General features: G+C 66.6%; 22 protein-coding genes. 8 read left to right on the forward strand and 14 right to left on the reverse strand.

Features of this window, described 5'->3' with window-relative positions; translation table 11 throughout:
• Positions 1 to 38: 38 nt before the first annotated feature.
• Positions 39 to 2618 carry a DNA mismatch repair protein MutS gene (mutS, locus tag C8J43_RS05795; protein ID WP_133030777.1) on the reverse strand — a complete coding sequence of 860 codons (2580 nt, stop codon included), beginning with the start codon at positions 2616 to 2618 and terminating at the stop codon, positions 39 to 41.
• 428 nt (positions 2619 to 3046) lie between these two features.
• Here mutS and C8J43_RS05800 point away from each other — a divergent pair, with 428 nt between their 5' ends.
• On the forward strand, positions 3047 to 5302 hold the full coding sequence (locus C8J43_RS05800; RefSeq protein ID WP_107963836.1) for an NADP-dependent malic enzyme: 2256 nt from the start codon (positions 3047 to 3049) through the stop codon (positions 5300 to 5302).
• Between the two features lie 157 nt (positions 5303 to 5459).
• On the opposite strand, the gene C8J43_RS05805 is transcribed toward C8J43_RS05800, so the two are convergent.
• The gene (locus C8J43_RS05805; RefSeq protein ID WP_133030140.1) at positions 5460 to 6248 is read right to left on the reverse strand and encodes an SDR family NAD(P)-dependent oxidoreductase; all 789 of its coding nucleotides are present in this window, start codon (positions 6246 to 6248) and stop codon (positions 5460 to 5462) included.
• 132 nt (positions 6249 to 6380) lie between these two features.
• Here C8J43_RS05805 and C8J43_RS05810 point away from each other — a divergent pair, with 132 nt between their 5' ends.
• The 4 genes from C8J43_RS05810 (at position 6381) to C8J43_RS05825 (ending at position 11532) form a co-directional block, all read left to right on the forward strand.
• Positions 6381 to 7208: an SDR family NAD(P)-dependent oxidoreductase gene (locus C8J43_RS05810; RefSeq protein WP_133030141.1), complete on the forward strand. Its 828-nt coding sequence runs from the start codon at positions 6381 to 6383 to the stop codon at positions 7206 to 7208.
• A gap of 10 nt (positions 7209 to 7218) precedes the next feature.
• Positions 7219 to 8652 (forward strand): MFS transporter, encoded by a 1434-nt coding sequence (locus C8J43_RS05815; RefSeq protein WP_243645447.1) that lies wholly within the window; start codon positions 7219 to 7221, stop codon positions 8650 to 8652.
• A gap of 239 nt (positions 8653 to 8891) precedes the next feature.
• Positions 8892 to 10772 (forward strand): M1 family metallopeptidase, encoded by a 1881-nt coding sequence (locus C8J43_RS05820; RefSeq protein ID WP_133030142.1) that lies wholly within the window; start codon positions 8892 to 8894, stop codon positions 10770 to 10772.
• Positions 10773 to 10908: 136 nt separating this feature from the next.
• Complete coding sequence (locus C8J43_RS05825; RefSeq protein WP_133030143.1) at positions 10909 to 11532, forward strand: CHAP domain-containing protein; 624 nt, start codon at positions 10909 to 10911, stop codon at positions 11530 to 11532.
• 357 nt (positions 11533 to 11889) lie between these two features.
• On the opposite strand, the gene msrB is transcribed toward C8J43_RS05825, so the two are convergent.
• The 4 genes from msrB to C8J43_RS05850 all read right to left on the reverse strand — a co-directional run bounded on the left by msrB (position 11890) and on the right by C8J43_RS05850 (position 16050).
• Complete coding sequence (gene msrB, locus C8J43_RS05830; RefSeq protein ID WP_133030144.1) at positions 11890 to 12378, reverse strand: peptide-methionine (R)-S-oxide reductase MsrB; 489 nt, start codon at positions 12376 to 12378, stop codon at positions 11890 to 11892.
• Between the two features lie 61 nt (positions 12379 to 12439).
• Positions 12440 to 13678 (reverse strand): cytochrome P450, encoded by a 1239-nt coding sequence (locus C8J43_RS05835; RefSeq protein ID WP_133030145.1) that lies wholly within the window; start codon positions 13676 to 13678, stop codon positions 12440 to 12442.
• 213 nt (positions 13679 to 13891) lie between these two features.
• Positions 13892 to 15127, reverse strand: a complete 1236-nt coding sequence (locus tag C8J43_RS05845) for an ABC transporter permease (RefSeq protein ID WP_133030146.1) — start codon at positions 15125 to 15127, stop codon at positions 13892 to 13894.
• Positions 15124 to 16050, reverse strand: coding sequence for an ATP-binding cassette domain-containing protein (locus tag C8J43_RS05850; protein ID WP_133030147.1), 927 nt, complete (start codon positions 16048 to 16050; stop codon positions 15124 to 15126). The genes C8J43_RS05845 and C8J43_RS05850 overlap by 4 nt, the downstream gene beginning before the upstream one ends.
• Positions 16051 to 16094: 44 nt before the next feature.
• On the opposite strand from C8J43_RS05850, the gene queG reads away from it, so the two are divergent.
• Positions 16095 to 17231, forward strand: a complete 1137-nt coding sequence (gene queG, locus C8J43_RS05855) for a tRNA epoxyqueuosine(34) reductase QueG (protein ID WP_133030148.1) — start codon at positions 16095 to 16097, stop codon at positions 17229 to 17231.
• 114 nt (positions 17232 to 17345) lie between these two features.
• Here queG and C8J43_RS05860 read toward each other — a convergent pair whose 3' ends face one another.
• From C8J43_RS05860 to C8J43_RS05870, 3 genes are all read right to left on the reverse strand, one after another.
• Positions 17346 to 17813 (reverse strand): DUF1203 domain-containing protein, encoded by a 468-nt coding sequence (locus C8J43_RS05860; RefSeq protein WP_133030149.1) that lies wholly within the window; start codon positions 17811 to 17813, stop codon positions 17346 to 17348.
• Positions 17814 to 17946: 133 nt separating this feature from the next.
• The gene (locus C8J43_RS05865; protein WP_243645448.1) at positions 17947 to 18318 is read right to left on the reverse strand and encodes a hypothetical protein; all 372 of its coding nucleotides are present in this window, start codon (positions 18316 to 18318) and stop codon (positions 17947 to 17949) included.
• Entirely contained in the window at positions 18315 to 19019 is a 705-nt protein-coding gene (locus tag C8J43_RS05870; RefSeq protein ID WP_133030150.1) for an EI24 domain-containing protein, read from the reverse strand. Before C8J43_RS05870 ends, C8J43_RS05865 begins: the two co-directional genes overlap by 4 nt.
• Before the next feature lie 222 nt (positions 19020 to 19241).
• Between C8J43_RS05870 and C8J43_RS05875 the strand changes: the two genes are divergently transcribed.
• Complete coding sequence (locus tag C8J43_RS05875) at positions 19242 to 20018, forward strand: cyclase family protein (RefSeq protein ID WP_133030151.1); 777 nt, start codon at positions 19242 to 19244, stop codon at positions 20016 to 20018.
• 179 nt (positions 20019 to 20197) lie between these two features.
• A complete protein-coding gene (locus C8J43_RS05880) occupies positions 20198 to 21211 on the forward strand; it encodes an adenosine kinase (protein WP_056052111.1) in 1014 nt (337 codons plus the stop codon).
• 132 nt (positions 21212 to 21343) lie between these two features.
• On the opposite strand, the gene C8J43_RS05885 is transcribed toward C8J43_RS05880, so the two are convergent.
• The 5 genes from C8J43_RS05885 to hisF all read right to left on the reverse strand — a co-directional run bounded on the left by C8J43_RS05885 (position 21344) and on the right by hisF (position 24884).
• A complete protein-coding gene (locus C8J43_RS05885; RefSeq protein WP_133030152.1) occupies positions 21344 to 22948 on the reverse strand; it encodes an amino acid permease in 1605 nt (534 codons plus the stop codon).
• 112 nt (positions 22949 to 23060) lie between these two features.
• Entirely contained in the window at positions 23061 to 23438 is a 378-nt protein-coding gene (locus C8J43_RS05890) for an HIT domain-containing protein (protein ID WP_133030153.1), read from the reverse strand.
• A 141-nt stretch (positions 23439 to 23579) separates the two neighbouring features.
• On the reverse strand, positions 23580 to 23897 hold the full coding sequence (locus C8J43_RS05895; protein ID WP_056489754.1) for a phosphoribosyl-ATP diphosphatase: 318 nt from the start codon (positions 23895 to 23897) through the stop codon (positions 23580 to 23582).
• A 32-nt stretch (positions 23898 to 23929) separates the two neighbouring features.
• A complete protein-coding gene (locus tag C8J43_RS21820; protein WP_165899557.1) occupies positions 23930 to 24106 on the reverse strand; it encodes a hypothetical protein in 177 nt (58 codons plus the stop codon).
• 4 nt (positions 24107 to 24110) lie between these two features.
• Positions 24111 to 24884, reverse strand: a complete 774-nt coding sequence (hisF, locus tag C8J43_RS05900) for an imidazole glycerol phosphate synthase subunit HisF (RefSeq protein WP_133030154.1) — start codon at positions 24882 to 24884, stop codon at positions 24111 to 24113.
• Positions 24885 to 25029 lie beyond the last annotated feature (145 nt).

The following is a 25029-nucleotide window of genomic DNA, read 5'->3' on the forward strand; positions in this document are numbered from 1 at the left end:
GGGTCGAGCCCAGGATGACGGTGTGGGCGGGGCGGGGGTTAGCCCTCGTTCGCCAGCGCCTTTAACCGGTACAGCGCGTCCAGCGCATCCCGCGGACTCATCGCATCGATATCGAGTTTCGCCAGATCCTCGCGCAGCACGTCGCACGCAGCCTCCTCGACCTGCGCCGCCGCCGCGAACAACGGCAGGTCGTCGAGCCCCGCCGCCAGCCCGCCGGTCTTCGCGCGTCCGGCCTCGAGCTTCGCCAGCACCGCCTTCGCCCGCGCCACCGTCACCGGCGACATCCCCGCCAGCCGCGCGACCGCCAGCCCGTAGCTCCGATCCGCCGGCCCGTCGGCGAGTTCGTGGAGCAGCACCAGCTCCCCCTTCCACTCGCGCGCGCGGACGTGGTGCAGCGACAGCGCCTCGCAGCGTTCGGCGAGCCGCGTCAGCTCATGATAATGCGTTGCGAACAGACACCTGCACCGGTTGTCCTCGTGGATCGCCTCGACGACCGCCCAGGCGATCGCGAGGCCGTCATAGGTCGAGGTGCCGCGCCCGACCTCGTCGAGGATCACGAACGACCGCGGCGTCGCCTGCGCGAGGATTGCCGCGGTTTCGACCATCTCGACCATGAACGTCGACCGCCCGCGCGCGAGGTTGTCCGACGCACCGACGCGGCTGAACAGGCGATCGACCAGGCCCAGCGTGGCCTTGGTCGCGGGCACGTACGATCCGGCCTGCGCGAGCACCGCGATCAGCGCGTTCTGGCGGAGGAAGGTCGATTTACCGCCCATGTTCGGCCCGGTGACGAGCCACAGCCGCGACGCCTCAGACAGGTTGCAGTCGTTGGCGACGAACCGGTCGCCCGACTTCGCCACCGCCGCCTCGACCACCGGGTGCCGCCCGCCCTCGATCTCGAAGCACGCGTGATCCACGAGCGACGGCCGCGCCCAGGCGCCTTCCGCTGCACGCTCCGCCAGCCCTGCCGCGACGTCGAGCCGCGCGAGCGCATCCGCGGTCGCGGCAATCGCATCGCGCCCCGCGAGGGCCTGCGCGGTCAGTTCCTCGAGATGCGCCGCCTCCGCCGCCAGTGCATGCGCGCCGGCCTGCGACACCTTCGCCGCGACCTCATGCAGGGCAGGGGTATTGAAGCGGACCACGCCGGCGAGAGTCTGGCGATGCGTGAAGCCGCTCTCCGGCTTCATCAACGGGTCCGCCGCGCGCGCGGGGACTTCGACATGATAGCCGAGCACGCCGTTGTGGCGGATCTTCAGCGCGGTGACGCCGGTCGCGGTGCGGAACTCCGCCTCCAGCGCGGCGATCGCCCGCCGCCCGCCAGCGCCGGCATCGCGCAGGTCGTCGAGCGCGGCATCATAGCCCGCCGCGATATAGCCGCCATCCGATGCCTCGATCGGCGGCGACGGCACCAGCGCGCGCTTGAGCAGGTCGATCAGCGCGCCGTGTCCACGCAATCTTGGCGCGATGTCCCGGAGCAGCACCGGCGGATCGACGATCGCGTCCATCCGCTCGCCGAGGCTCCACGCCCCGTCCAGCCCGTCCCGCAACTGCCCGAGATCGCGCGGGCCACCACGCCCTGCCGCCAGCCGCCCGAGCGCGCGGCCGATGTCCGGCAGCGCGCGCAACGTCGAGCGCAACCGCTCGCGCGCCGCCTGGTCGTCATGGAACAGCCGTACCAGATCGAGCCGCGCATCGATCGCCGCCTTGTCCATCAACGGAGCGCCGAGATCCGCGCCGAGCAACCGCGCGCCGGCCCCCGTCACGGTCCGGTCGACCGCGTCGAGCAGGCTGCCTTTGCGCACGCCGCCGGTGGTGCAGGTCAGCTCCAGGCTCTCGCGGGTGGCGGCGTCGATCGCCATCGTCTCCGCCGCCCGGCCGATCCGCGGGGCGCGGAGGAAGGGCATCGTGCCCTTCGCATTATGCTCCAGATACGCGACCAGGCCTCCGGCTGCGGCGAGCCCCGCGCGGCCGAACTGTCCGAATCCGTCGAGCGTCGCCACGCCGTACAGTCGCTTGAGGCGAGCCTCGCCCGCGCCGCTGTCGAAGTCGGTCTTGGGACGCAGCGTCGTCGCGGCTTCCTCGAACTGGCTCGCCTCCGATGCCACGACTTCGGCAGCGCCCAGCCGCGCGAGTTCCGCCTCGACCGCGTCGCCCGCAACCTCGACGATCTCGAACCGCCCGGTCGACACGTCCGCCGCGGCAATGGCGACAGACCCCCCAGCCTCGCCGATCGCCACGCACCAATTGTCCGACCGCGCGTCGAGCAACGCTTCCTCGGTCAGCGTCCCCGCCGTCACCACCCGCACGATCGCGCGCGCCACCAGCGCCTTAGAGCCACCGCGCGCCTTCGCTTCCGCCGGGCTTTCCACCTGCTCGGCGATCGCCACCCGGTGCCCGGCCTTGATCAGGCGTTGCAGGTACACCGTCGCCGCATGCACCGGCACGCCGCACATCGGGATCGGCTTGCCCTCATGCTCGCCGCGTGCGGTCAGCGCGATGTCGAGCACCCCTGCCGCGACGCGCGCATCGTCCATGAACAGTTCGAAGAAATCGCCCATCCGGTAGAACAACAAGCAATCCTGCGCCTCCGCCTTCAGGCCGAGATACTGCGTCATCATGGGGGTAGGAGCGGGATGCGACATCACGGTGCGGGTAGCGAAAAGCCGCGCCCCATAAAACCCCTCTCCCCTCGGGGAGAGGGAGGGGCCCGCGCGCAGCGTGGGAGGGTGAGGGGGAGTGAGGCTCGGGCGCGCACCCCAACCGCCCCTCATCCGGCGCAGGCGCGCCACCTTCTCCCCGAGGGGGAGAAGGAGTTGTTACTGCCCCAGATCAACCTGAACCACCCCGGCGAAGGCCGGGGCCCAATTGGGGGACGGTAATAACGAAGCGCAGTCCGTCGTTACTCCGGCCTTGCCACTTGGGCCCCGGCCTTCGCCGGGTGGTGCTGGTAGGCGGCGACCCACTAGGGCGAAGTGTCCGGGGTGACGAACGGCGACCACCTGCCTAGAAGGTCCTCCAAACCTAACGACCGTGCGAGGCCCCGCCCATGTCCGACGAAACGCTCCAATTCTCCGAACGCGAAGCCTTGCTCTTCCACTCGGAAGGCCGTCCGGGGAAGATCGAGATCATCGCGTCGAAGCCGATGGCGACGCAACGCGATCTCGCGCTTGCCTATTCGCCCGGCGTCGCAGTGCCGGTGCAGGCGATCTACGACGATCCCGCGACCGTCTACGATTACACCGCGAAGGGGAACCTCGTCGCGGTGATCTCGAACGGCACCGCGATCCTCGGCATGGGCAATCTCGGGCCGCTCGCCAGCAAGCCGGTGATGGAAGGCAAGGCCGTCCTCTTCAAGCGCTTCGCCGACGTCGACGCGATCGACATCGAGCTGAAGACCGAGGACGTGAACCGCTTCATCGACGCGGTCGAGCTGATGGAGCCAACCTTCGGCGGCATCAACCTCGAGGATATCAAGGCGCCCGAATGCTTCATCATCGAGCAGGCGTTGCGCGAACGGATGAACATCCCGGTCTTCCATGACGACCAGCACGGCACCGCGATCATCACCGCCGCCGGCCTGATCAACGCGTGTTTGTTGACGGGGCGGAAACTGTCCGAGGTCAAGATCGTCGTCAACGGCGCCGGCGCCGCGGCGATCGCCTGCACCGAACTCGTGAAAGCGATGGGCGTGCGCGGCGACAACGTCATACTCTGCGACCGGAAAGGCGTGATCTACCAGGGGCGCGACGGCGTCGACCAGTGGAAGTCCGCCCATGCAGCGGTGACGGAAACGCGCACGCTGACCGAGGCCTTAGTTGGCGCCGACGTATTCCTGGGGCTCTCCGCGGCGGGCTCGCTGACGCCGGAAATGGTAAAGGACATGGCCCCCGCACCGATCATCTTCGCGATGGCCAACCCCGAGCCGGAAATCCGCCCCGAACTGGCGATGGCCGCGCGCCCCGATGCGATCGTCGCGACCGGGCGCTCGGACTATCCGAACCAGGTCAACAACGTGCTCGGCTTCCCGTTCATCTTCCGCGGTGCGCTCGACGTCCGCGCGACCGGCATCAACGACGCGATGAAGATCGCCGCCGCCAACGCGATCGCGGAATTAGCGCGCGAACGCGTGCCCGAGGAAGTCGCCGCGGCATACGGCGTCAGCCACAGCTTCGGCCCCGCATACATCATCCCCGCGCCGTTCGACCCGCGCCTGATGGAAGTCGTCCCCGTTGCGGTCGCGAAAGCCGCAATGGCCTCGGGCGTCGCGACCAAGCCGATCCTCGACATCGAAGCGTATCGCCATTCCTTGCGGGCTCGCCTCAATCCGACCACGTCGGTGCTGTCGATGGCGTACGAGGGCGCGCGCGCGCATCCCAAGCGCGTGATCTTCGCGGAAGGTGAGGAGGAAGTCGTCCTCCGCGCCGCGATCGCGTTCAAGGAAGGCGGCTACGGCACCCCGGTCCTCGTCGGCCGCGACGACGTACCCGACCGGTTGCGCGCGCTCGGCGTCACCGATCCCGAGAGCTTCGAACTCCACAACAGCCGCGTCTCGCCGCTCGTGCCGCGGATGGTCGACTTCCTGTATTCGCGGCTCCAGCGGCGCGGCTATCTGCGCCGCGATTGCGAGCGGATGGTCAACCAGGACCGCAACATCTTCGGCGCGCTGCTGCTCCAGCTCGGCGAAGGCGACGCGATGATCACCGGCATCACGCGTACCTATGGCGAAACGATGCGCCAGATCTACCGCGTGATCGATCCGGCCGCGGGGAAGACGCCGTTCGGTATCCACCTGCTCGTCGGGCAGAGCCACACGGTGTTCATTGCCGATACTACGGTCAACGAGCGCCCGACCGCCGAGCAACTCGCCGACTTCGCCGAGCAGACCGCGGCAGTCGCGCGGCGGATGGGGCATGAGCCTCGCGTGGCGTTCCTGAGCTATTCGAACTTCGGCAATCCGAAGGGCGAATGGCTCGATAATATCCGTGATGCGGTGACGGTGCTGGACGGGCGGAAGGTCGGCTTTGAGTATGAGGGCGAGATGGCGCCGGATGTTGCGCTGAATCCGAAGCAGCTGGCGAACTACCCCTTCGCGCGCCTCTCCGGGCCCGCGAATGTGCTGATCATGCCGGGGCTCCAGTCCGCCCACATCTCAGCGAAGTTGCTGCGGGAACTGGGTGGGGACTCGGTGATCGGGCCGATGCTGATCGGCATGGAGAAGCCGGTGCAGGTTGCGCCGATGACGTCGACCGCGAGCGAACTGGTAACCCTGGCCGTCCTCGCCGCGGGTGGCATCGCCCGCTAATCTCCCTCGCCCCTACGGGGAGAGGGAAGGGGCCCGCGGCGCTTGCCGTGGGAAGGGAGAGGGGAGTGAGGCTTGGGACGGTTCATCCCAACGGCCCCTCTCCCTTCCGTCGCAAGTGCTCCTCCCTCCCTCTCCCCGGAGGGGCGAGGGAATTAGCTCAGGCATCTATGCTTGTGCCCAGCGAAGCGTGCACCAACCCGCCGTCTACCGTGATCGTCTCCCCGATCACATAATCCCCTGCGCGGCTGGCGAGATAGATCGCCGCGCCGGCCATATCCTCGTCCACCCCGACTCGCTTCGCCGGGATCCCCTGCGCCACCGCGTCCCCATGATCGCGCGCCGCCTTGTTCATGTCGCTCGCAAACGCCCCCGGCGCGATCGAGGTGACGTTGATCGAATCCGTTACCAGCCGCGCCGCCATCCGCTTCGTCAAATAGATCAGCGCCGACTTCGACGCGTGATAGCTGTACGTCTCCCACGGGTTCAGCCGCTGCCCGTCGATCGACGTGATGTTGATCACCTTCGCGGGCTTTTGCCGCGAGCCTGACGCCTTCAGCGCCGCATGCAGCGCCTGCGTGAGAAAGAACGGCGACTTCACGTTAAGGTCCATGACCTTGTCCCAGCCGACCTCGGAAAACTCCTCGAACGGCACGCCCCACGCCGCGCCCGCGTTGTTCACGAGGATGTCGAGCTTCGACTCATGCTCGGCGAACTGCGCAGCCAATGCCTTGCACCCCGCCACCGTCGAGACGTCCTGCGGCAACGCGATGCAGTTCGGCCCGAGTTCCGCGGCGGCCGCCTCGCACACATCGGCCTTCCGCGACGAGATATACACCTTGGCCCCCTGAGCGATGAACCCCGCCGCGATCATCTTGCCGATCCCGCGGCTGCCGCCGGTGATCAGCGCGACGCGGCCGTTGAGCCGGAACAGGTTGGTCGTATCCATCACGCATCCTCCGAATGTTTGCCCGCTTGGTATCCCCGCCCGCCGCCCGCCGCAAACCCGTTTTTCGAACGCGCCATCATTGACGAGTGCAGAAGCCATACTATGCTCGCAAAAAAGAGCAGGAGAGTGCGGGTGAGGTTTTCAGGCAAGCGTGCCGTCGTGACCGGCGGCGCATCCGGCATCGGCCGGGCGACCGCGCTCCGACTCGCCGACGAAGGCGCCACCGTCCTGATCGGCGACATCGACGAGGCCGGCGGCCACGCGCTCGCCGACGCATCCGGCGGCCGCATCCTCTTCCAGCGCACCGACGTCCTCCAGGCCGGCGATATCGAGGCGCTGATGCAGACCGCGGACGATGCAGGCGGGCTCGATATCCTGTTCAACAATGCCGGCGCCGGCGGCTCGCGCGACCCGATCGGCGAGATTTCCCCGGAGGATTGGGACCGCACCCAGGCGCTTCTCCTCCGCTCGGTCGCCCTCGGCATCCGTTACGCAGCACCCCTCATGGCAAAACGCGGCGGTGGCGCGATCGTCAACACCTCGTCGGTGTCCGCGCTCGGCACCGGCTACGCGCCGACCGCCTACTCCACCGCAAAGGCAGGCGTCCTCCACCTCACCAAGCAAGCCGCCGCCGATCTCGCCCAGCACAAGATCCGCGTAAACGCCGTCGTCCCAGGCTTCATCGTCACCAACATCTTCACCCGCGCACTCGATCTCGACGCGGCGAACACCAGCAAGGCCGACGCAATGATCGGGCATATCGCTGCCGACGCGCAGCCGATCCGCCGCCCCGGCACTGGCGGAGACATCGCCGCTGCGGTCGCGTTCCTCGCGAGCGACGACGCCAGCTTCATCACCGGCACGCACATCCTTGTGGATGGCGGCATGACGATCGGCACGCGACCGAGCTGGGATCCTGCGCAACCCTCGCTGTTCGCCATGCTCGACAAATTGAAGTGACCGCCGCGTCATGAGCGCACCCGCCCGCCGCCTCTCCAACGGTACGATGGCAAGCTACGGCTTCGGCGCGGTCGCGTACGGGGTGAAGGACGCCGGGTTCGGCACGTTCCTGCTGCTGTTCTACAACCAGGTCGTCGGGCTGCCCTCCGCCACCGTCGGGCTCGTCATCATGATGGCGCTGCTGATCGACGCGTTCGTCGATCCTGCGGTGGGCTTCTTCTCCGATCGCACGCGGACGCGGTGGGGCCGGCGGCATCCGTGGATGTACGCGTCTGCGCTGCCGATCATGATCGGCTGGCTGCTGCTGTGGAACCCGCCCTCGGTGATGTCCGAGCCACAAACGCTGATTTGGCTGTTCGTCATGGCGGTGATCGTGCGCAGCGCGGTAAGTTGCTACGAGGTCCCCTCGGTAGCGCTGACCCCCGAGCTGACGTCGGGGTATGACGAGCGCACGCGGATCATGGCCTATCGCTATCTGTTCGGTTGGGTCGGCGGGCTGCTGATGTTGCTGTCGGCGTACCAGTATTTCCTCGCGCCCACCGCGGCGTTCCCGAACGGCCTGCTCAACCGCGCCGGCTATGGCGGCTTCGCGTTGGCGGGCGCGCTGTTCATCGGCGTTGCGATCCTCGTTTCCGCGCTCGGCACGCATCACGAGATCAGGCATCTGCCGAACCCGCCGACCGCCAAGCAGACCTTGCGCGAATCCTTCGCCGAACTGCGCCAGACCGTGAGGAACCGCGCGTTCGCGATCCTGATGGCGGCGGGCGTCTGCGCGTACACGATCCAAGGCATCAGCTATGCGATGTCGAACTACCTCTACACCTATGTGTGGGGCTTCAAGGGGCCGGTGTTCGTCTACCTGACGATCGCCTTGTTCTCGGGCGTGTTCCTCGCGTTTCTCGCCGCGCCCCGGCTCGGCAAAACGGGGAGCAAGCCCAAGGCGGCGATGGGCGCGGTGCTGCTCGGCGCGGCGCTCAACACGTCGCCCTATTGGCTGCGGATGCTGGGCGTGTTTCCGGAAGTCGGCGACCCTTCGTTGCTGCCGATGCTGTTCGGGTTCTTCATCCTCGGCACCGCGTCGAACGTCACCGGGTTCATCCTCGGCGCCTCGATGATGGCCGACGTGGTCGAGGATTCGGAGGCGAAGACGGGGCGGCGCTCCGAAGGCGTGTTCTTCGCCGGCTCGTTCTTCGTCCAGAAATGCACCAGCGGGATCGGGATATTCTTCGCGGGGATGATCCTCGCGGTGGCGGGCTTCCCGGCCAAAGCGACGCCGGGGACGGTGCCGGTTGGGACGATCGACCGGCTGACGTTTATTTACGCCGGCCTTTATATCGTGCTGGCGTGCGTCTCGGCGTTCTTCTTCTCGCGGTTTCCGTTTGGCCGGGTCGAGCATGAGGCACGGTTGGCGCGGCTGGCAACGAACACAGTTCACGAGAGCTAGGAGCCACGGCTTCCGATGATCCTCCCCCGCCAGGGGGAGGTGGCTGGCTTTTGCCAGACGGAGGGGGGGGCATGCGAAACGTGCGTTCCGTGTCCTCCCCCTCCGTCACCTTCGGCGACACCTCCCCCTTGCGGGGGAGGATCGCGAGGTCACGCTAACCCCACCCTTCCAGCAACGGGACCCGCGCGGTAGGACCTACGCTTGGCCTTCCCCCTCGGAACGGCGACATCGGAGTTCCCATGCGCATCCCCGCTCTAGCCACCGCCCTCGGTCTCGTCTTCGCATCCCCCGCCGTCGCGCAGACGGTTGCTCCCGTCCTAACCACCCCCGACGCGCACGACTCGCACAGCTACGCCCGCCCCGCCGAGGCGCGCGTCACGCATATCGCGCTAGATCTCGCCGCCGACTTCGACACCCACGTCATTCGCGGCATCGCCACGCTCGATATCCTCGCGGCCCCCGGTGCCAAACAGGTCGTGCTCGACGACAACGGCCTGAAGATCGTCAACATCACCGACGCCGCCGGCAAGCCGCTCCCCTACTCGGTCGGCGCGGTCGACAAGATCCACGGCGCGCCGCTGACCGTCACGCTCAACGGGGCCAAGAAAATCCGCATCGCCTACGCCTCGTCGCCTGACGCGAAGGCGCTGCAATGGCTGACCCCTGCGCAGACCGCGGGCAAGAAACAGCCGTTCCTGTTCAGCCAGGGCGAGGCGATCCTCAACCGCAGCTGGATCCCGACGCAGGACTCCCCCGGCATCCGCCAGACCTGGGAAGCGAAGATCGCCGTCCCCAAACAACTCACCGCCGTCATGAGCGGGCTCGCGACCGGCAAGCCGACCTGCGCTGCCGATCGCTGCACGTTCCAGTACAAGATGGACAAGCCCGTCGCGCCGTATTTGATCGCGCTCGCGGTCGGCGACATCGCGTTCAAGTCGACCGGGCCGCGCACCGGGATCTGGGCCGAGCCCGCGACCTTGCCCAAGGCCGCGTACGAGTTCGGCGAGCTCGAGAAATTCGTCGCCGCCGCCGAGGGACTGTACGGCCCGTATCGCTGGGGCCGCTACGACGTGCTGGTCTTGCCGCCCTCGTTCCCGTTCGGCGGCATGGAGAACCCGACGCTCACCTTCGCCACGCCGACCGCGATCGCCGGCGACCGCAGCCTCGTCTCGCTGATCGCGCACGAACTCGCGCACAGCTGGTCGGGCAATCTCGTGACGAACGCGACGTGGGACGATTTCTGGCTTAACGAAGGCTTCACCAGCTATTTCGAGAACCGGATCATGGAGGCGCTCTACGGCAAGCGCCGCGCCGACATGGAGGCCGACCTCGCCTGGACCGACATGCTCGCGGCGGTGAAGGATGCTGGCGGACCCGCCGCGAAGGACACGCAGCTCCACCTCGATCTCGACGCCGCGCGCGATCCCGACGACGGCATGACGCAGATCGCCTATGACAAGGGCGCCGCCTTCCTCCGCACGATCGAGAAGCAGGTCGGCCGCGCGCGCTGGGACGCCTATCTCCGCAGCTATTTCGACCGCCACGCCTTCCAGCCGCAGACCAGCGCCGGCTTCCTCGCCGACCTCAAGTCGAAGCTGCTGACTCCCGCCGAAGCCAGGACGATCGGCGTCGATACGTGGGTCTACAGCCCTGGCATCCCCGCGAACGCGGTGCATGTGACGTCCGCCGCGTTCCCCGCGGTCGACGCGGCGGCCAAGGCATACGCAGCAGGTGGGCCAGTTTCCGCAGTCCCTGGCAAGGCGACCACACAGGAGATCACGCGGTTCATCACGCAATTGCCGCGCAAACTCCCGGCCGAGCGGTTGAAGACGCTCGATACCGCGTTCGGTTGGAACACCACCGGCAATGCCGAGATCCGCTTCGCCTGGCTGCAACTCGCGCTCGCCAATCACTATGCGCCCGCCGACGCCTCGGCCGAGCAGTTCCTGACGTCGCAGGGCAGGCGCAAGTTCGTCGCGCCGCTGTTCCAGCAGATGATGGACTCGGGCGACTGGGGTCACAAGCTGGCGATGGACATCTACGGCAAGGCGCGGCCGGGCTATCACGCGGTCACGCAGGTCACTGTGGACCGCATAACCGGTTGGAAACTCATGAACTGAGCCTGCCTGGACGCCATTTCGGGCGTTGGTCGGCGCGGTAACACGCTTCGTCGGATATGGTTCCCGCACGGGTTCCAATTAAATCGAACCTCCCGTAGCCAGAATGCGACAAACGGGTTTTGGCCGGGGGGTCTCGATGAATTTCAAGGCGTTAGCAGCGCGTTTTGCGCTGGTGGTATCGTGCGGCCTGATGACGGCCACACCGGCAGCAGCCCAGTTCTGGCAGTGCGTGACGTTCGCTCGCTCGGTGTCGGGCATCGAAATCCGCGGGAACGCCAACACCTGGTGGGGCCAGGCCGAGGGTCGCTACGAGCGCGGCCACACCCCGAAGGCCGGCTCGGTCCTCGCCTTCTCGCCGACCTCGCGGATGCGCGTCGGCCATGTCGCGATGGTCTCGAAGGTCGTCAGCGACCGCGAAGTCCTCCTTACGCATGCCAACTGGTCCCGCCCCGGCGCGATCGAGACCAACGTTCGTGCGGTCGACGTTTCGGCTGCCGGTGACTGGAGCATGGTCAAGGTCTGGTACGGTCCGCAGGGCGACCTCGGCACCTCGGCCTACCCGACCAAGGGCTTCATCTATTCGGGCCACGCGCCTGCTGGCGATACGCTTGATGCGCCGGTGCAGCCGTCGTTCCAGATGGCGAGTGCGACCCACACCGTGTCTGCAACGCAGCGCGCCAATGCTACGCAGCTTGCGACGATCCAGCATGGCCCGACCGATCCGCGCGGGATCTTCACGCTGGTGAACGAGGCGAACTGAAGTTCGTCTTTGCGACGGTCGCCTGACGTTATCGACAGTCGACGCTCAATACTCGAAGTCTCGGTTCCGATCACACTTCGACGGTTCAGTGCACCGACCTTATCCTAACGACACCACCCCGGCGAAGGCCGGGGCCCAGTTGGAAAGGTCGCGGTAACAGACCGCCACCTCCATTAGCGACGTCCCCCAACTGGACCCCGGCCTTCGCCGGGGCGGCGCTTTAGGGCAGATCACTGTTCTACTAAACTTCTTGTTCTCCCGCGAAGGCGGGAGCCCAGTCTGGACCCCCGCCTTCGCGGGGGAACACTCTATTTGCTCAGCAGCGATTCGCAGTGGCCGCCTGGCAAATGAACGCCTTCAGGCTGCCTTAAACGTCAGCGCATCGCCATTCATGCAATACCGCTTCCCCGTCGGCTTCGGCCCATCGTCGAACACGTGTCCCAGATGCCCGCCGCACCGCCGACAATGCACCTCGGTTCGCGCCATCCCCATCGTCGAGTCCACCCGGGTCCGGACCGCGTTCGGCAGCGGCTGCCAGAAGCTCGGCCACCCCGTCCCGCTCTCGAACTTCGTCTTCGACGAGAAGTTCGGCAACGCACACCCGCCGCACGAGAAGATCCCCGCACGATGCTCACCATTGAGCGGGCTCGAATAGGGCCGCTCGGTACCCTCCTTGCGCAACGTATCATAGGCGTCGGGCGACAGCTTTTTGCGCCACTGCGCGTCGGTCAGCGTCACCTCGAACCGCTCGGCAGCCTGCGCGGGTTGCGACGTGCATCCCCAGAGCGCGAAGCCGGCGACGCCTGCTCCGGCAAGCGTGAGGAAAGCGCGGCGGTCCTGGGTCATGTTCGTCTCCATGGTTCGGATATAGGTACGGCCGAACCACCCGATAAGGTTACGCCAAGCTTCAGTATTTGCTGATTTCCACCGGCAGCGTGCGATAGCCGTGGACGAAGCACGCAGCGACCCGCGTCGGTTCGGCGAGCACGTTGATCCGCATGCGGCGGGCGGCCATCTCCTCCAGCAAAATTGCGATCTGCATCTCCGCCAGCCGCGCGCCGACGCAGCGGTGGATCCCGTGCCCGAACGCCAGGTGCCGACGTGCGTTCGGCCGATCCACCACGACCGCGTCCGCATCGTCGCCGAACACGCTCTCGTCGCGGTTCGCCGAGATGTACCAGAGCGCGAGCTTGTCGCCCGCCTTGATCTGCTGCCCCATCAACTCCGCGTCGGCGGTCGCGGTGCGGCGCATGTGTGCGAGCGGCGTCTGCCAGCGCAGGATTTCGCTCACCGCGTTGGGAATCAGCGTGGGGTCCGCCTCCAGCTTCGTGCGCGACTCCGGAAACTTGTCGAGGCCATAGGCGAGCGCCGACATCGAATTGCGCGTCGTGTCGTTGCCGCCGACGATCAGCAGGATGAGGTTCCCGATGAACTCGTTGTGATCCATGTGGCTCATCGCGTCCGAATGAATCATCATCGAGATCAGGTCGGGCGTCGGCGCCTTGTCGATCTTCGCGTCCCACAGACCTTTGAAGTACGATCCGCATTCGAACATGTGCATGAGCCGCTGGCCGCGCAGTTCCTCGTTCTTCACGATCTCGATATCGCCCGCCCAGTCCGACCACAACGTCAGTTTCCGCCGGTCCGCCCAGGGGAAGTCGAACAGGATCGCGAGCATCTGCGTCGTCAGTTCGATCGCGACGGTATCGACCCAGTCGAACGGGGTGTTCCACGGCAGGCTGTCGAGCATGTCGGCGGTCCGCCTGCGAATATCGCCCGACATCCGGGTCATCTCGCTGGGGGTGAAGGCCGGCGCGACGGTGCGGCGCTGGCCGGTATGCACGGGGCGATCGCGCGCGATGAACATCGGCATCGATACGTCGCGCTCGGCGACGAAATCGGCGATCGTGATCCCGCCTGCTTCGGAGGAGTATAGGTCGGGGAGAGATTCGACCTCGACGATGCCCTTGTAGGAGGAGACCGACCAATAGGGGCCATAGTCGGACTGCTCGACATAGTGGACCGGGGACTCGGCGCGAAGCCGGGCGAACGGCGCCTGCCAGAGGTCGTCGCGGTAGAGTTCGGCGCGGCTCACGTCGAGCGGATCGACCGTCTGTTGCGCCACGTTTCTCGCTAGAGTCGCCATCGTCTCTCTCCCGTGTTTTGCCGCAGGAGAGGCTTTGCTGACACTTATGTCAATAGAATGCCGAGGTTGTGATCGAATGATCCTCCCCCGCCAGGGGGAGGTGGCGCCGAAGGCGACGGAGGGGGAGGACACGGAGCAGAGGTTATCCCATTCCTCCCCCTCCGTCTGGCAAGCGCCAGCCACCTCCCCCTGGCGGGGGAGGATCGTGAGGGTCTACGCCACCACCTTCGCCTTCCGTCGCCAGAACGGTCGCGCGCTGCCGGATTGCAGCACGCCCCTCCGGAACAGCCGCGCGCCGACCGTGATGAAGATCGTCACCCACAACGCCTGCCACGCCAGCGCCGCGACGTGGGGCCACAGCTCCGGCGAGTTCGCCGCGCGCCCAGCCATCGCGAACGGCGACGACAACGGGAACAGCTCGGCGGCGGTCGCGATCCAGCTGCCGGGGTGCGAGACCGCTGCCGAGGACAGCCCGAACATCGCCACCTGCAGGATCGTGATCGGCAGCGACAGCATCTGGATTTCGCGCATCGTCGTCGCCTGCGCCCCGACGCCGAGGAACACCGAGCCCAGCAGCAGATACGCCATGCTGAAATACGCCGCGAACAGCAGCGCGAACATCGGCGCGCCGACCGCGGGCGTCAGGTCGCCCAGCGCGACCGCGGCCGCGGCGGGCATCAGCGACGTGATCTGCGTGACGACGGTGCCCCAGAACGCGACGAACAGCACCGCGACGCCGAACATCCCGATCAGCTTGCCGAAGAACACCGACTCCAGCGGCACCGCGGCGGCGAGCACCTCGATCACCTTGTTGTTGCGCTCCTCGGCCATCGTGCCCACGACCTGGCCCGACAGGAATAGCGTCAGGAAGAAGATCCCGAACACCGCGAAGAACGCCGACTGGTGCTGGCCGCCGACCGAGGTGGTCGAGCGCTTGATCTGCGTCTTGGTCGCGGCGATCGTCGGCAGCGTGCCGCCGAGCTTCTGCGCCGCCAGCGTCGTCTGCGCGAGCAACCCGAGATAATCCGCCGAAGGACGTCCCCGTGGCCCGTACAGAATTTGCGGTGCATCGAGCGGGCCGTAGAGCACAGCCTCCGCATCGATGTCCTTTGTCTCGAACGCCGCGCGCGCCTGAGCGTTCGGATCGTTGGTCGGCGCAACGGTCGTCAGACCAGGGGGCATGTCGTCTTCGCCGAAGACGCTGCGCAGCCGTGTATCTGCCTCGGCGATCGGGCGCGTGACGGCTGCGGGGACGATCGCGATGATCCGCGTCTTGTCCTGTCCGCCAGTGGCGGCGCTTCGCGCGCCCATGCCACCGATCACGCTGAACGCGCCCATTATCGCCGGCGCGAACAGGAACAGCAGGAAGATCGGCGTGAACACCGTGGCGATGAAGTCGCGTCGCGCGATCGTGAAGGTCTGGCGGAGGGTGCGGCGGAAGCGGGTCATGCCGCGTCCTCCTTTGCGACGTCGGCATGCTGGCCGACGATCCGGACGAACGCCTCGTGCAAGCCGGGCCGCTCGATCGACAGCCCCGAAATCCCGTATCCCGCGTCGATCAGCCTCACGAGCAAGCTCTCGATTCCTTCGTTCGGCAGCTCGAAGCGCCAGCTATCCCCGTCCGCCACCGCATCGACCGGCAGCACACCCCGGATCGCAGGATCGGGGCGATGCGGCGTGTAGTGGACGCGCTGCGGCAATATACCCCGAGCGTCCGCCACGGTGCCCTCGAAGCGCCGCTTCCCCCCCGCGATGATCGCCAGCCGGTCGCACAGCCGCTCGGCATGGCTCATGATATGCGTCGAGAACAGGATCGTCGCGCCGCGGTCGCGTTCGTTGAGGATCAGCTTCTCGAGCCGCTCCTGGTTGACCGGATCGAGTCCCGAAAACGGTTCGTCGAGCACTAGTAGGTCGGGCTGATGCACCACCGAGCCGAGCAACTGCACCAGCTGCGCCATGCCCTTCGACAGCTTGCGTATCTTCTCGTCGACCGCATGACCGAGTCCGGCGGCCTCCATCAGCACCACCGCCCGCTCGCGGCCCGTCTTCCAGTCAAGCCCACGCAGAGCCCCCAGGAACGCGATCGCTTCGCGCGCCTTCATCGCCGGATACAGTCCGCGCTCCTCGGGCAGATACCCGACCCGGTCGCTCGCATCGCGCGGATTGTCGTAGCCGAGCAGCGTGCGCGATCCCTCGTCGGGCTCGATGATCCCGAGCAGCATGCGCAGCGTCGTCGTCTTTCCCGCGCCGTTGGGCCCGAGCACGCCGTACACCGAGCCGCGCGGCACCATGATGTCCACCCCGTCGACCACGCGCCGATCACCGAACCGCTTCACGATCCCGTTCGCGGTGACCGCCCATTCATCGTTCACGCGCAATCTTCCTACCGAGGGTGGCGTCGTGGTAGCGGGCGGACGTGGCGCAAGACAAGCTGGAACACAGGCTGAAGGCCAAAGCGGCGGAACTGGGCTTCGTCGCGTGCGGGATCGCGCATGCGGGGGCGGCGCCGCGCGCGGGCGAACGGCTGCACCAGTGGCTCGCCGACGGGCGTCACGGCGACATGATCTGGATGGAGGAGCGCAAGCACCACCGCGAAAGCCCCGCCGGCCTCTGGCCTGAGGTTCGCAGCGTGATCGCGCTCGGCATGAGTTATGCGCCGAAGGACGATCCGCTCCGGCTGGCGGACGAGGGCGGGGTAGGGCGGATCTCGGTCTATGCGCAGGGGCCGGATTATCACGATGTCGTGAAGCGGCAGTTGAAGGCGCTCGGACGGTGGCTGGCGGCGGAGGCGGGGCGCGACTTGCCGCCGTTCGACTTGAAAGTGTTCGTCGACACGGCGCCTGTGATGGAGAAGCCGCTCGCCGAAGCCGCGGGGCTCGGTTGGCAGGGCAAGCACACCAATCTCGTCAGCCGCGAGCATGGCAGCTGGCTGTTCCTCGGCGCGATCTACACGACGCTCGATCTTGAACCCGACAAGGGCGGCGTCGACACCTGCGGCAGTTGCGACGCATGCCAGACCGCGTGCCCGACCGACGCCTTCCCACGGCCATACCAGCTCGATGCCCGCCGCTGCATCTCCTACCTGACGATCGAACATGCCGGGCCGATCCCGCACGAGTTCCGCGCCGCGATCGGCAACCGCATCTATGGCTGCGACGATTGTCTGGCCGTCTGCCCCTGGAACAAGTTCGCTGCCGCCGCCAACGCGAACCTCGCCTTCCATCCTCGCGCGGAGTTGGTCGCGCCGGAACTCGCCGACATCCTTGCGCTGGACGACGCCGGTTTCCGCCAGGTCTTCGCCGGCTCCCCGATCAAACGCATCGGCCGCGACCGGATGGTCCGCAACGCCCTGATCGCAGCCGGCAACAGCGGCGATCAGGCGTTGGTCGAACTCGTCGTAAAGGTGTTGGCCGACGAGTCCCCGGTGGTTCGGGGTGCGGCAATATGGGCGCTCCGCCGGTTGAACTTGGCGCGTTGCCACAGCGAGCACGCGCGAATCGCGATCCTGGAGCACGACCGCACCGTCGTCGCGGAGTGGGGTCATATATCGTAGCCAGTGCAAGCCTGGTTATCGGCCTGTCCGCGGATGGGAGGACAGCGGAGAGGCGGCTTTCCAGCGCCAAGCGGCGTTAGCCGTTTTGCAGACAGTGATCCTCGATCGAGAAGGTCAGGCCCGAATGATACGAGCGGCGTAACACCCTCGTTTCGCGTAATGCGCGTGCAGATATGCGACGTCGGGATCGCTGAAGAAGCGTTCGATCAGCGGAACCAGGACTTCACCGTCCGATAGGTCGGCGTCTACCATCTCCCCGTGCTCATTGAAGGCACGCAGCGAGATGGGCCGAATGCGGATCACCTCTGGAATGGCATCGATCATGTCCAGCGCGACCTTTGCGCCCTCGCGAACGAAGATGGCGTGCCGCGACCGATACGGCGTGTCGGCTGGCTGATGCTCGTAGTTGAGCAGGATGGCACACTCGCCAATCTCCATATCGCGGACCTCGACGCGGTCAGGAAAACCGGGTTTTGCATTCACGACATACCGCTTTGCCCCGGCGGCCGCCAGATCGTCATCGGCCAGTTCGTAGAGATGGCTGAACTGGTCCGGATCAATTCCCAGTACGCGAAACGACATGCCGAACTCCTACGGTGCAGCCGCCATCCTGGCGCGCTCGGTGAGTGTCGGCATCCCGTTCATTGCTCTCAAAATCGACGTCGCCCTTTTCGATCGAATTTTGGCGATGTCCGTATTGCGGCGCCTTCTAACGCTATTTGCCCCCTTCGCGCCGGGTCAGTGCGGCGACGCAACTGGCGCGGTCGATCGTGCTGCCGTCGGGTTCGCGTGCGTCGAGATAGGTGACGCGGGGGGCGTCGGATCCCTTGGGATAGAGATACGCGTCGAGCACGCAGATGCCGCTCTGGAACTGAAGTTTCCGCGCGCTGCCCTCGCGGACGTCGGCATCGGGCTGGCCGAACAATTTGGTCAGGCCGGCGGCATCCTGGCCGAGGACGCGCTCCAGGCCGACGCTCGTATAGGGGATCGCCGGACGCCCGACCGCGGGCTTCGCGACCGGGGCGGCGCAACCTGCCAGCCCGCCGCTGAGCGCCAAGGCGATCGCTATCGTCATCAGTCGCGTCATGGTCGGCCTTTGCGGGAATACGGGGTGCGGGAATACTGGCTGTGGAAATAATGCGTCGCCATCGCCGCGCCGAGGACGGGCGCAGCGATGTTGAGGATCGGAACCACGAACAGCCCGGTGTTCGCAAGCCCCAGCACGAACCGGCTCCCCTTGGTCGTCGCACGCCAGCCCCGCATCGCCGCCGCATCCATATGCCGCGCCGCGACCATGTCGCCCAGATCGCGTCCGAGCAGCCAGCCGTTGACTACGAAGAACGTCGCTGCCGTGCCGACCCCGGTGACGAGCAGCGCGATATAGACCGGCAACATCACTAGGTTGACGAGTACAACGCGGGCGGCCGAGCGGAGCCCCATTGCTAGGCTGCGCGCGAACGCGACGGGGCGGGCGGTCTTCAGCGCTTCCGGATAATGCCGCGCCTCGACCGCTTCGACGACTTCGTCCGCGAAAATCCCGACGACTGCGATCGCCACCGCGCGGAACAACAGCCACAGCGCGAGGATCGTGACGAACAGCGCGAACGCCGCCGCGAGTCCGTCCGCGTGCCAGTCGAGCCACGCGGCCAGCGCGGCTTGCGTGCCCCACCACGTGCCGACACCGAGCAGCGCGAAGACGAGCAGCGTGACGATCATCGACTTGACGAACACGCGCAGCACCGGCGGATCGGTAAGCTGGCCAAGCGAAAGCAGGAGGGCACGGAGCATCGGCTCGGGATGCCGCGCGGTCGCGCGAAGGTCAACGCGGCTTTCGATAGCGCGACTCCCGCGACTAACGGATAACCAGTTCCGCGAACACGGCGAGCCACCGATCCTGGATCCACGACGACTAGCAAACATCGGCCCGATCCGGCACCAGTTTGGGCATGCACCTACCCTGCCACTGCGCAGGATAGCCTGCGTCCCGACGGCGATAGAACGGAGACCATCATGCCACGTACGATCGTCGATCTGTCTGTATTCGTGGAGAACGACGTGCTGTCGGACCCTCCCGGTCATGGTCCTCATATCGAGTATATCGATCACAAGGCGTCGATACCCGGCCTGCTGGGATTTTTCCCGGGGTTGCAGGCTACAGACCTGCCCGATGGCGAGGCCTGGGCGATCGAGCGCGTGACGCTCATCACGCATAACGGCACGCATCTCGATGCGCCGTATCACTATGCCTCGACGATGGATGGCGGGAAGCGGGCGATCACGATCGACGAGGTTCCGCTCGACTGGTGCTTCCAGTCCGGCGTGAAGCTGGATTTCCGGCATTTCCCCGATGGCTATGTCGTCAGCGCTGCCGACGTCGAGGCGGAACTACACAGGATCGGGCACACCCTGTCGCCGCTGGAGATCGTCGTCGTCAACACGCGCGCGGGCATGCGATTCGGGCACGACGATTATGTTGCGTCGGGGTGCGGGATGGGACGCGACGCCACGCTGTACCTGACCGAGCGGGGCGTTCGCGTCACGGGAACCGATGCGTGGAGCTGGGACGCGCCGTTCGTGCATACCGCCGCCCGATACGCCGAGAGCGGCGATGCGACGCTGATCTGGGAAGGTCACAAGGCCGGGCGTGACATCGGCTATTGTCACATCGAGAAGCTGCACAATCTCGAACAATTGCCGACGACCGGATTCACGATCGCCTGCTTTCCGGTCAAGATCCGCGCCGCGTCGGCGGGCTGGACTCGCGCCGTCGCGATCCTGGACGGCTGATCTCATCGTGTATCTCGGGTCTCCCGAGATACCGCCTGACCTTCAGCCCCAGCAGGGACCCGTGTTTCGCGTGAGGTCTTGGCGCGTACCTCTGGTCGCGGCCACGCTTGCCGCGCCGGTTGCGCCAATCCCTTCCGCGATTTACGGCAACGCTTTCCCGTCCGCCCGGAGACTTCCCCTTGTCCACCCCCACCACCGACGCTCCCACCTACGACGTCGTCGCGATCGGCAATGCCATCGTCGACATCCTCAGCACCGCCGATGACGCGTTCATCGAGGAAATCGGCGTCGCCAAGGGCTCGATGCAGCTCATGTTCTCGTCCGAGGAAGCCGACGCGCTATACGCCAAGATGGGCCCGGGCATGGAAATCTCCGGTGGATCGGCTGCCAACACCGTCGCCGGCATCGCCGCGCTCGGTGGCAAATGCGGGTTCATCGGCCAGGTCGCCGACGACCAACTCGGCCAGGTCTTCGCGCACGACGTCCGCAGCATCGGCATCGAGTTCGCCACGCCCGTCCGCGCCGGCGACCCGACCACCGGCCGCTGCCTGATCTTCGTGACGCCGGACGGCCAGCGCACGATGAACACCTTCCTAGGTGCGGGCCAGTTCCTCCCCGCCGCCGCGATCGATACCGCGATGATCGCCGATAGCGCGATCCTGTATCTCGAAGGCTATCTCTGGGATCCCGAAGAGCCGCGCGCCGCAATGCGTGCCGCGATCGATTGCGCGCGCGATGCGGGCCGGAAGGTCGCGTTCACGCTCAGCGACGTGTTCTGCATCTCGCGCCACGGTGGTGATTTCCGCCAGCTGCTCAGCGACGGCTTGATCGACATCCTGTTCGCCAACGAAGGCGAACTCGCCGCGCTCGCAGAGACGGAAGACTTCGACGCAGCGGTCGCCAAGATCTCGGCGCAGGTCCCGACCCTGGTCGTCACCCGCGGCGAGCACGGTGCCTGCGCGCTTCAGAACGGCAACCGCGCCGAGGTCAAGGCCGAGCCGATCGCCAAGGTCGTCGACACCACCGGTGCGGGCGATCTGTTCGCGGCGGGCTTCCTCCACGGTCAGGCGCAGGGCTACGATCTGCAGGCGTCGCTGAAGCTTGGTGCGGTCTGCGCAGCCGAGATCATCAGCCATGTCGGCGCCCGCCCGATGGTCGACATGAAGGCACTCGCCGCCAAGCATATCGGCTGACCTGAGCTTGTGTCCCCGCGAAGGCGGGGACCCAGACTAGGCTCCCCCCTTCGCGGGAGAACAGGCTTTAGTTGAAGGCACAAAAAAAGGGCCGCGGGAGTTTTCTCCCGCGGCCCTTTTTCTTGGGCTCGATCAATGGCTGCCCGGCGCCGCGGTATCGACGTCGTCGACATCGATCCCCAGCCCGACATGGCTGCGCGAGCGGCTGTAGAGGAAGTAGATCGCCAACCCGATCGCGCCCCAGCCCGGCAAGACCAGCTTGGCGGTCAGCGGCAGCGACAGATACAGCCCGATGCAGCCGATGATCGCGAGCGGCGCGACGATGTACACCGCCGGCGTGCGGAACGGACGCTTGCGGTCGGGATCGGTCTTGCGCAGGACCATCACCGAGATCGCCACCATCATGAACGCGAACAACGTCCCCGCGTTCGAATAATCGGCGAGCTTGCCGACCGGCAGCACCGCCGCCGCGATCGCCGCGGCGATACCCGTCACGATCGTGACGACATGCGGCGTGCGGAACTTCGGATGGATCGACGCGAGGCGTGCCGGCAACAGGCCGTCACGCGCCATCGTGAAGAACACGCGGGTCTGGCCGAACATCATCATCAGCACCACCGACGGCAGCGCCAGCACCGCGGCGAGGCCTACCAGGCGGCCCATGATCGGCCAGTGGATTTCCTGGAGCACATGGACGAGCGCTTCCTTCGAGCAGACCAATGGCTCCATTGCGCCCCCTGCGACGATCGCCGCGCAACGTCCGGCCATCTCGGCCGAGCCCGGTGCCAGGATGCCGCCATCGGCGGTCGTCACCGGGTTCGCGCCGATCGCACCGATCGCGCCCGATGCGACCAGCAGGTAGAACAGCGTACAGATGCCGAGGCTGGCGATCAGCCCGATCGGCACGTTGCGTTGCGGATTCTTGGTCTCCTCCGCAGCCGTAGAGACCGCATCGAAGCCGACATAGGCGAAGAAGATCGACGCCGCCGCACCCAGCACCCCGACGCCCGACGAGCTCAGCGGATTGCCGACGCCGTAGGGCAGGAACGGATGGAAATTATCCGCCTGAAGCACGGGAATCGTCAGCGCGATGAACGCGGTCAGCGCGGCGATCTTGATCAGCACCAGCACCGCGTTGACGCGCGCGCTCTCGGTCGTACCGACGACCAGCAGCCACGTGACGAGGCCGATGATGATCACCGCGGGCAGGTTCATGAAGCCGCCGACCGTCATCGCGGTCTGCAGATCGACGTTGGGCGTGGCGCCGAACGCGACCTGGACGTGCGCCATCAGCGCGTCGGCGTTGCGCAACCCGTTGGGAATGTGGAAGCCGATCCCGTCGAGCAGCCCGGCTAGATGGTTCGACCAGCCGACTGCGACCGCGCTCGCGCCGACCGCATATTCGAGGATCAGCGCCCAGCCGACCATCCAGGCGAGCAACTCACCCGTGACCGCGTAGGTATAGGTATACGCGGAGCCCGACACCGGCACCATCGACGCGAGTTCGGAATAGCAGAGCGCCGCCACCGCACAGACGAAGCCCGCGACGACGAAGCTCAGCAACATCCCCGGCCCGGCTTTCTGCGCGGCTTCGGACGTCAGCACGAAGATACCCGTGCCGATCACCGCGCCGACGCCCAGCAGGGTCAGCTGAAACGCGCTGAGCGTTCGCGCCAACCCCTTTTTCTCTGCCGTCGCCAGAATGGCGTCCAGCGATTTTACGCGACCAAAAATCAACGCGGTGTCCCCCGGGGATAGCGGGGGCCGGGTCAAAAGGCCCCCCTTGCTCAAGCCCCCGAGCCTAATGGCAATTTTATTACGTGCAATCCTTTAGTGCGGTGAAGCTGCCCTATCGCGCCAGCATCGGCCCGAGCGGGCGCCCGCCGAAGACATGAACATGCAGGTGCGGTACCTCTTGGTGTCCGTCCTGGCCGATGTTCGCGAGCAGCCGATAACCCGGTTCGACCAGCCCCGCCGCGCGCGCCACTGCGCCGACCGCGCGGATGAAGCCTGCGATCTCCGCATCGGACGCGCGTGCCGAGAAGTCGTCCCAGGACACGTACGCGCCCTTGGGGATCACGAGCAGATGCGTCGGCGCCTGCGGGTTGATGTCGTGGAACGCGATCGCGAACGCGTCGTCATACACCCGCTTCGACGGAATTTCGCCGCGCAGGATCTTCGCGAAGATGTTCTGGTCGTCGTAAGGCTGGGTGGCGTCGATCGGCATGGGGCAAACTCCTTTCGCCGTAGCATACCCACTTTCGTCATCCTCGCGAAGGCGGGGATCCATATCCTCGAACCGTCGTAATCTGTTCGCGGCGCCAGCCAGTATGGGTTCCCGCCTCCGCGGGAATGACGGATGTGGCGTTTAGCCCGTCCGTCCAGCCTTCTCGACCAGGCCGCCAACGCCCTCGCGCCGCTCTAGCTCGGCGCGCACGTCATCTAGGCTGAGCCCCGCATCCGCGAGCAACACCGCCAAATGGAACATCAGGTCCGCCGCTTCCGGCACGATGCTCGCCTCGTCGCCCGAGCATGCCGCGATCACCGTCTCGACAGCTTCCTCGCCGAGCTTCTGCGCGATCTTCGGGCGGCCCTTGGCGAACAGGCTCGCAGTATAGGAGGTGTCGGCGGGCGCATCGCGGCGGGCGCGGATGGTCGCCTCGAGGCGGTCGAATACGGGGTCCATGCGCTGCGTGCTGACGCAGCGGGGCAAGCGGGTCAATCCTCTGCGGGCGGTTTGGTCTTCGCGAACCGCTTCCGCAATGCCCGCCGCACGAGGAACACGCCTATCACCGCGAACACGAACAGCGCTATGTCCGACAGCTCCGGCCCGGTGCGGGGATGGACGATCCCGCTATGCCCCGACTGCACCGCAAGGAGGGGCAGGGCGATCATCGGATCAGGCGGACCGAACCGGCGAGCGCACCGGAATCCCCGTCGCCGCCAGCGCGGCATGCGCATCGCCGATCGACGCCTGCCCGAAATGGAAGATCGACGCCGCCAGCACCGCGCTTGCATGCCCGTCCCGGATACCCGCGACCAGGTCGTCGAGCCCGCCGACCCCGCCGCTCGCCACCACGGGTACGCTCACCCGGTCGGAAATCGCCCGGATCAGGTCGAGATCGTAGCCGCTGCGCGTCCCGTCGCGATCCATCGACGTGACCAGCAACTCGCCCGCGCCCAGTTCGGCGAGCTTCAGCGCGTGCGCGATCGCATCGATCCCGGTCGCGCGCCGACCGCCATGCGTGAACACTTCCCAGCCTTCGCCCGATCGCCGCGCATCGACACTCGCGACACAGCACTGGCTCCCAAACCGCTCGGCGATATCCGCAACCAGTTCCGGCCGCTCCACCGCCGCGGAGTTGACCGCCACCTTGTCCGCGCCCGCCAGCAATAGCGCGCGCGCATCGTCCGCCGTCCGCACCCCGCCACCGACGGTCAACGGCATGAAGCACACCGCGGCGGTCCGTCTCACGACGTCGAGAATCGTCCCCCGACCCTCATGGGAGGCACCGATATCGAGGAAACACAGTTCGTCCGCCCCAGCCGCGTCATACGCCCGCGCCTGCTCGACCGGATCGCCGGCATCGCGTAGTTCGACGAAATTCACGCCCTTCACCACGCGCCCATCGGCGACGTCGAGACACGGAATGACGCGCGCGCGGACCGTCATGCGCTGCGCCGGAGGTTTTGTTCACGCGGAGACGCGGAGACGCGGAGACGCGGCGGAGCCGCTAAGAAGAATATTTCGCGCAGAGGCGCAGAGGCGCTGAGAGAGAGAAGGGGAGCCGGGCGTAACTTCTTACTCTCCGCGCCTC

Origin of the sequence: Sphingomonas sp. PP-CE-1G-424 (assembly GCF_004341085.1) — a bacterium.
Lineage (GTDB): Bacteria > Pseudomonadota > Alphaproteobacteria > Sphingomonadales > Sphingomonadaceae > Sphingomonas.